Annotated in this window: 6 protein-coding genes and 1 pseudogene; all 7 read left to right on the forward strand. The window is 68.7% G+C overall.

From position 1 onward, the window contains the following. Positions 1-304: 304 nt before the first annotated feature. Complete coding sequence (locus tag VGE03_RS02425; RefSeq protein ID WP_331044876.1) at positions 305-2,182, forward strand: flagellar hook-length control protein FliK; 1,878 nt, start codon at positions 305-307, stop codon at positions 2,180-2,182. Positions 2,183-2,185: 3 nt separating this feature from the next. Then, positions 2,186-2,908, forward strand: a complete 723-nt coding sequence (locus VGE03_RS02430; protein ID WP_331044877.1) for a flagellar hook assembly protein FlgD — start codon at positions 2,186-2,188, stop codon at positions 2,906-2,908. A 49-nt stretch (positions 2,909-2,957) separates the two neighbouring features. Then, on the forward strand, positions 2,958-4,736 hold the full coding sequence (gene flgE / locus VGE03_RS02435) for a flagellar hook protein FlgE (RefSeq protein WP_331044878.1): 1,779 nt from the start codon (positions 2,958-2,960) through the stop codon (positions 4,734-4,736). Positions 4,737-4,899: 163 nt separating this feature from the next. Next, entirely contained in the window at positions 4,900-5,184 is a 285-nt protein-coding gene (locus tag VGE03_RS02440; RefSeq protein ID WP_331044879.1) for a DUF1153 domain-containing protein, read from the forward strand. A gap of 85 nt (positions 5,185-5,269) precedes the next feature. Further along, positions 5,270-5,515 (forward strand): ribbon-helix-helix domain-containing protein, encoded by a 246-nt coding sequence (locus tag VGE03_RS02445; protein ID WP_331044880.1) that lies wholly within the window; start codon positions 5,270-5,272, stop codon positions 5,513-5,515. Between the two features lie 3 nt (positions 5,516-5,518). Beyond that, the gene (locus VGE03_RS02450; RefSeq protein ID WP_331044881.1) at positions 5,519-5,854 is read left to right on the forward strand and encodes a type II toxin-antitoxin system RelE/ParE family toxin; all 336 of its coding nucleotides are present in this window, start codon (positions 5,519-5,521) and stop codon (positions 5,852-5,854) included. Between the two features lie 39 nt (positions 5,855-5,893). Beyond that, positions 5,894-6,601: pseudogene (locus VGE03_RS02455) on the forward strand (tRNA 2-thiouridine(34) synthase MnmA); the annotation flags it as partial.

Consider the following 6,601-nt stretch of genomic DNA (forward strand, 5'->3'; position numbering starts at 1 on the left):
TTCGCGTCTGGGTCATGACCGGCAAGACGCGCAAGGGGCGGGCCAGACAGGCTCCCTGCCCCGCCGGACAACAGGCGCCGGGCAAGATTGGTCGTCACGCGGCAAGTTTCGACCGGACAGCTCGCGTCAGGCGCTGTGTCATTACCACGCAAAGGTCAATGAATTCATTGCTTTAGATGGAAGTTCACGAGTGGCCCGCGACTTGCGCCGGGCCTTCCGAATGTTCGGCGCAGCAGGCGCCCCCGTTACCCCACTCGGCGATTTCCGCCCGGACCCCATGTCGACCGCCTCAGCTCTGCTGTCCATGATCGCACCCGCCGCCCCGGCGACCCCGCAAGGGTCGACGGCGGTCGACGCGTCGGCGTTCGAGGGCCTGCTGAACGCCGTCGCCGGTCCCGTGGTCGAGGGAGAAGGCGGAACCGCAGCCGCGCCCATCGTCGATGTGAGCCTCGCGGACGACGCGGCCGGGATCGAGGTCGCGGTCTCCGTCCCGGACCTGCCCGCCGCCGTGCAGCCGCTGCTGCAGATCACCGGCGCCGCCCTGTCCACGCTCGCGAGCGAGGCGGTGCACGCCCCGATCACCGTCGCCCTGAACACCCGCCCCGTCGAAGCGGACGCTGTCGAGGCCGAAGCGACCCCCGACATGGCGCCGGAAGCCCCGGTCGTCGCGCCCGCCCCGGTCCTGACCAGCCCACCGCGCGATCTGGCCCCGGCGCCCGCCGAAGAGTCGGAGACGGTCGAAGCCGGGGCCACGCCCGTCGTGGACGTCGCGCCGCTGGTGCAGCCCGCCCTCCCGACCCCGGTCGCGGATGTCGCCGTCAAGGCGCCCGTGGCGCCCCCCGCCGACGGCAAGCGCGCCGAAGCTCCGATCGAAACCGGCCCGCAGGTTCGCCCGCAGGTGAAGGCCGAGCCCGTCGACGACGCGCAAGTCCAGCCTCTCGCACCGGTGGACACGACCGCCAAGGCCGCGCCTGCCGAGCCCCTGGTTCGTCCGGCCGAACCCGTGGCTGATGATCTGACGCGCGAACCGGCTCCGACCGACGCCGTCCGGACCTCACGCCCCACCGTCACCGACCCGCAGATCCAGCAAACCGCGCTGACGACCGGTGACGTCGTCGCGCCCGTCCAGCCCGAGCCGGTCGTCGAGCCGCTGACCCCGCCCCCGGCCCCGGACGCCACGACCAAGGCCACGACTTCGGCTCCGCTGACCCTGCCGCCGGTCACGCCTGAAGCCGCGACGAAGTCGGCGCCGGTCGCCGACAGCCGTCCGCAGACGCAGCCGCCCGTCCCGGCCGAGGTCGTCGCCGACGCCGCCGCCAAGGTGGCCGTCGCGGAGCCCCTGACCCGGCCGCAGGAGCCTGTCGCCGCTGACGCCGTCATTCCGGCGGTCACGAACACGGACGGCAAGCCGGTTGAGACGCCGCGTCCGGTCGAGACCCCGAACCTGCGCGCCCTCGCCGAGCGGGCCTCGCGCCCGGTGGACAGCAACGCCGCCGTCGACACCGCCGCCCCGGTCGCCACCGCGACAACCACGGCCTCCGCCGAGCCGGTGGCCCAGACCGCCGCCGCGCCGTCCGCTACGCCCAAGACGCCGGCCGCCGTCGAGGCCGCCGTGTCGCCCGAGGTCGCCGCCGGTGACGACGCCGCCGCCGACCTGCCGGTCGAAGCGGCTGCTCCGGAAGCCGCGCCGTCGGCCCAGGCCGCCCAGTCGGCCCGCGAAACCCTGTCCCCGACCCTGTCGCGGACCGCGATCGAGGCCACGGCCCAGATCGCCGCCCAGATCCTCAAGAAGCTCGACGGCCGCACCACCCGGTTCGAGATGTCGCTGACGCCCGACGAACTGGGTCGCGTCGACATCAAGCTGGATATCGACACCGAAGGCCGGCTGGCCGCGCGTCTGGCCTTCGACAACCCGGCCGCTGCGACCGACCTGAAGGGTCGGGTGGACGAACTGCGCCGTCAGCTGGAGCAACAGGGCTTCCAGCTGTCCGAGGACGCCTTTGAATTCACCCAGCGCGACAGCGGCTCCAGCGCCTTTGATCGCGGACAGGACACCCGTCAGGGCCAGTCCCGCGCCTTCGCCGCCGCCGCCCGCCTGAACACCGAAGCCGACGCCGTCGCCCAGCCCCCCCGCTGGCAGGCGCTGTCCCTCACGCCCACGGGCGTGGATATGAAGGTCTGATCGATGGTTGATGCCGTCACCACCTCCAACGCCTCGACCCGGATCACCTCCGGCTCGGCGAGCCTGGCCTCGAACTTCGAGACCTTCCTGACGCTGCTGACCACCCAGCTGCGCAACCAGGACCCGCTGTCGCCGCTGGATTCCAACGAGTTCACCGCCCAGCTGACCCAGATGGCCGGCGTCGAGCAGCAACTGCTGACCAACGACCTGCTGACCAGCCTGCTGGCGGCCCAGTCCGCGGGCGGTCTGGACAACGCCTCCAACTACATCGGCAAGGAAGTGACGGCCGCCTGGTCCGCCACCTCGCTGGAAGACGGCGAGGCGACCTGGACCTACGAGCTCGGCGGCACGGCCTCGGCCGTGAAGCTGCAGGTGCTGGACGGCACGGGCAAGGTTGTCTGGGAAGGCGCCGGCGAAGGCACCGGCATCGGCCTGCACGACTTCACCTGGGACGGCAAGATGACCGGCGGCGACACCGCCGAGGACGGCGGCGTCTACACGCTGAAGGTCACCGCCACCAACGCCAACGGCGGCGCCATCGACAGCCAGACGCTGATCCGTGGCCGCGTCACCGGCGTCGAGATGTACGACGGCGCGCCGTATCTGGTGATCGGCGACTCCGTCCTCCCGCTTTCGACCGTGATCTCGCTGAACGAGATCCGCGAACAGGCTGACAACGACGATGCGGAGAATCCGCCCGTCCCCGACGAGGAGGTGGCCGCATGACGCGCTCCGCCGCCTCCCCGATGACTATTTCCATTCAAGGAGCGTTCCAATGAGCCTCAACAGCGCAATGCTGGCCGGCGTCGCCGGCCTGGCCGCCAACTCCACCGCCCTGGCCGCGATTTCCCAGAACATCGCGAACGTCAACACCGTCGGCTACAAGCGGACGAACGCCGAGTTCCAGACTCTGGTCAACAGCCAGACCCGCGCCGGCGGCAGCTATTCCGCCGGTGGCGTGATGGCCAACGCCCGTTCGTTCATCAGCCAGGAAGGCCAGCTGCAGCGCACGACCGAGGCCACCGACCTGTCGATCAACGGTCAGGGCTTCTTCGTCACCACGACCCAGGCCGAGAACGTCGGCGCCACCGACACCCGCCTGTTCACCCGCGCCGGCGCCTTCCGCGTCGACAACATGGGCTATCTGAAGAACAGCGCCGGCCTGTACCTGCAGGGCTGGCCGGTGGACTCGAACGGCGAAATCGCCACCGACCCGTCGGACCTGTCGCGCCTGCGCTCGATCAACATCGGTTCGGTCGGCGGCACCGCCGAGCCGACCACCCGCGTCCAGATCAACGCCAACCTGCGCTCGACCCAGGACGTGTCGTCGGCCGCCGCCGCCAACACCTACAACAACGTGCAGGACGCGGCGGTCCCGCCGGTCGGCCACAACATGTCGGTCGCCTACAAGCGCACCGGGCCGAACACCTATGACGTCACCATCAAGACCGGGATCACCAGCATCACCGGTTCGGCGACCTACAACGCCGCGGGCGTCCTGACCGGCTTCACCCCCGCGTCCGGAACCAACGGCTCGGCCACGGCCACCGGCACCGCCATCACCATCACCCCGACCAGCGGCACCCCGCCGGTCGCCGGCACGGCCTTCGACATCAACTTCGCCGACATCGGCATGGCCAACGACGGCATCGCCCGGACCAAGTACGATCCGACCGTCAACTCGATGGCGATGTACGACGCCGACGACGACAACCCGGTCGGCGTGAAGCCCGACTTCAAGATGAACATCCCGGTCTCGGATTCGAAGGGCGGCCAGCGCAACCTGGAAATCCGCTTCCTGAAGAGCGCCGAGCCGAACCAGTGGTATGCGGAAGTCGTCTCCGTCCCGGCAGAGGACGTCGTCACCGGCGCCCCCTACACCAACGGCCAGATCAAGACCGGCCTGATCGCCTTCACCCCCTCGGGCCGCCTCGACATCGAGACCATGCAGAGCTGGCCGGCCGGCACGGGCCTGTTCGACGACCCGACCCAGGCGTCGCTGAGCTTCCTGGAATCGGACCCGAGCAACACGATCGATCCGAACGATCCGCTGGACAACGGCAAGGTCAAATGGGCCGACGGCCTGGGCATCGCCGCCCAGACGGTGACCCTGGACCTGAACACCTCGGCGGGCGGCCTCAGCCAGCTGAACACCGCCTCGGTGGTGCAGTCGACCGTCACCAACGGCACGGCCTTCGGCAACCTGAGCGAAATCACCATCGATGAAGGCGGCTTCGTCACCGCCATCTTCGACAACGGCGTCATGCGCCGGATCGCCCAGGTCGCCATCGCGACCTTCCCGAGCCCCGACAGCCTGCGGGAAGTCAGCGGCAACGCCTACTCGGTCAGCCTGGAGTCCGGCACCTTCAACCTGAAGGCCGCGGGCACGGGCGGCGCGGGCCTGCTGGCCTCGCAGCAGCTGGAATCCTCGACCGTCGACCTGTCGGCCGAGTTCACCGGCCTGATCACGACCCAGCGGGCCTACTCCGCCTCGTCGAAGATCATCACGACCGCTGATGAGATGCTCGCCGAGCTGATCAACATCAAACGCTGATACCGGGGTAACTGACGGTTAGTCTCAATGAAGACTTCGTTGAATATTGGGGGCGTGGACGGAGGGGATTTTATCCTTTCCTTCACCACGACGCTTAAACGGCCCTTAGCGGCCCAGCGCTACCTTGCACGCTCAATGGTGGTGGTGAATGAGGCATAAGCCCATGTTGCAAGAGCGACGCCTTAACAGTCGAGGCGAACAATATGTGGTCGGACCGACCGGCACGCCGCTGACGCTGCGTGACCTGCCCCCGGCCAATACGGATCGCTGGGTGATCCGTCGCAAGGCCGAGGTGGTCGCCGCTGTCCGCGGGGGTCTGATCAGCCTGGAGGACGCCCTGGCCCGTTATCGTCTGACGGCCGAGGAGTTCATCGCCTGGCAGAAGGCGATCGACAAATGGGGCATGCAGGGTCTGCGGACCACGCGTATCCAGCACTATCGCGGCTAGAAATCTCCCCGCGTAACGCCTGCAGCGGCCGCTCCGGAAACGGGGCGGCCGTTGTCGTTTCGGGGCGCCGTGTTAATCTCCCGGCATGACCATGGTCTCCGTCGAACTCGATGACCGCATGGAAGCCTTCGTGGATGAGAAGGTTCGATCCGGTGCGTTTACCGACCGGGCCGAAGTGCTGATCAAGGCCTTGGGCGACATGGAGCGTCAGGAGTCTCTGGGCCGCGCCTTCGACGAGGCCCTTCAGGAAGGTCTGGATGATGTGGCCGCCGGTCGCGTGATGGAGATCGACGACATCCCATCGTGGATCGACGGTATCGGTCGCGACTGACCCTTGGCGACGCTTCGGCTGACCGCCCGCGCCCGCCGCGACATCGACGCCATCCTGAGGCGCAGCAATACAGTCTTTGGTGAAGACGCGGCAGAACGCTACCGCACCCTGCTGATCCGGGCGCTCCAGGACGTCCGCACCGATCCCCTTTGCCCCGGCGTTCGTCTCGTCCACACGCGCAGACAGCCCGTCCTCCTCTACGCGCTGAAAAGCGTCCGCGCGCCCATCGCTCCGGTACGAGAACCCCGGCATTTCCTCGCTTTTCAGCACATGGACGGCGTGGTCACTGTGTTGCGCGTCCTGCACGAGCGTATGGATTTGCCTGCTCATCTGCGCTGACGCCTCGAAATCGCGCGCATCACCCCCTAAATGGCGCCCATGACTTTCGCCGAGGACATCTGCCCCGTTCCCGATATCGCCCCCATGGCCTCACAGCAGGACATGGACGCGGTGATCGAGAGCGCGCGCCGGGCGGTCGGCCTGCCCGTCGGCAGCCGCGTGGTCGCGGCCATGTCGGGCGGTGTGGACTCCACCGTCGTCGCCGGCCTGCTGCACAAGGCGGGCTATGACGTCGTCGGCGTGACGCTTCAGCTCTATGACCACGGCGCGGCCCTGAAGAAGAAGGGCGCCTGCTGCGCCGGTCAGGACATCCACGACGCCCGTCTGGCCGCCGAGACCATCGGCATCCCGCACTATGTCCTGGACTACGAAAGCCGCTTCCGCGACGCGGTGATCGACCAGTTCGCCGACTCCTACCTGCGCGGCCAGACGCCGGTCCCCTGCATCCGCTGCAATCAGACGGTGAAGTTCCGCGACCTGCTGGACGTCGCCCGCGACCTGGGGGCCGAGGCCATGGCCACCGGCCACGACGTGCGTCGCGCCGCGACCGACGGGGGCGTGCAGCTGCGCAAGGCCTTCGACCCGGCCCGCGACCAGAGCTACTTCCTGTTCGCCACCACCCGCGAGCAGCTGGACTTCCTGCGCTTCCCGCTGGCCGACCTGCCCAAGCCGCAGGTGCGCGGCGTGGCCGCCGAGCTGGGCCTGAAGATCGCCTCCAAGCCGGACAGCCAGGACATCTGCTTCGTC

It is taken from the genome of Brevundimonas sp. (assembly GCF_036400995.1).
Lineage (GTDB): Bacteria > Pseudomonadota > Alphaproteobacteria > Caulobacterales > Caulobacteraceae > Brevundimonas.

Coding starts and splice junctions, on each gene's coding strand:
- VGE03_RS02425 (WP_331044876.1), top strand. CDS start 305: ATGATCGCACCCGCCGCCCCGGCGACCCCGCAAGGGTCGACGGCGGTC.
- VGE03_RS02430 (WP_331044877.1), top strand. CDS start 2,186: ATGGTTGATGCCGTCACCACCTCCAACGCCTCGACCCGGATCACCTCC.
- flgE (WP_331044878.1), top strand. CDS start 2,958: ATGAGCCTCAACAGCGCAATGCTGGCCGGCGTCGCCGGCCTGGCCGCC.
- VGE03_RS02440 (WP_331044879.1), top strand. CDS start 4,900: ATGTTGCAAGAGCGACGCCTTAACAGTCGAGGCGAACAATATGTGGTC.
- VGE03_RS02445 (WP_331044880.1), top strand. CDS start 5,270: ATGACCATGGTCTCCGTCGAACTCGATGACCGCATGGAAGCCTTCGTG.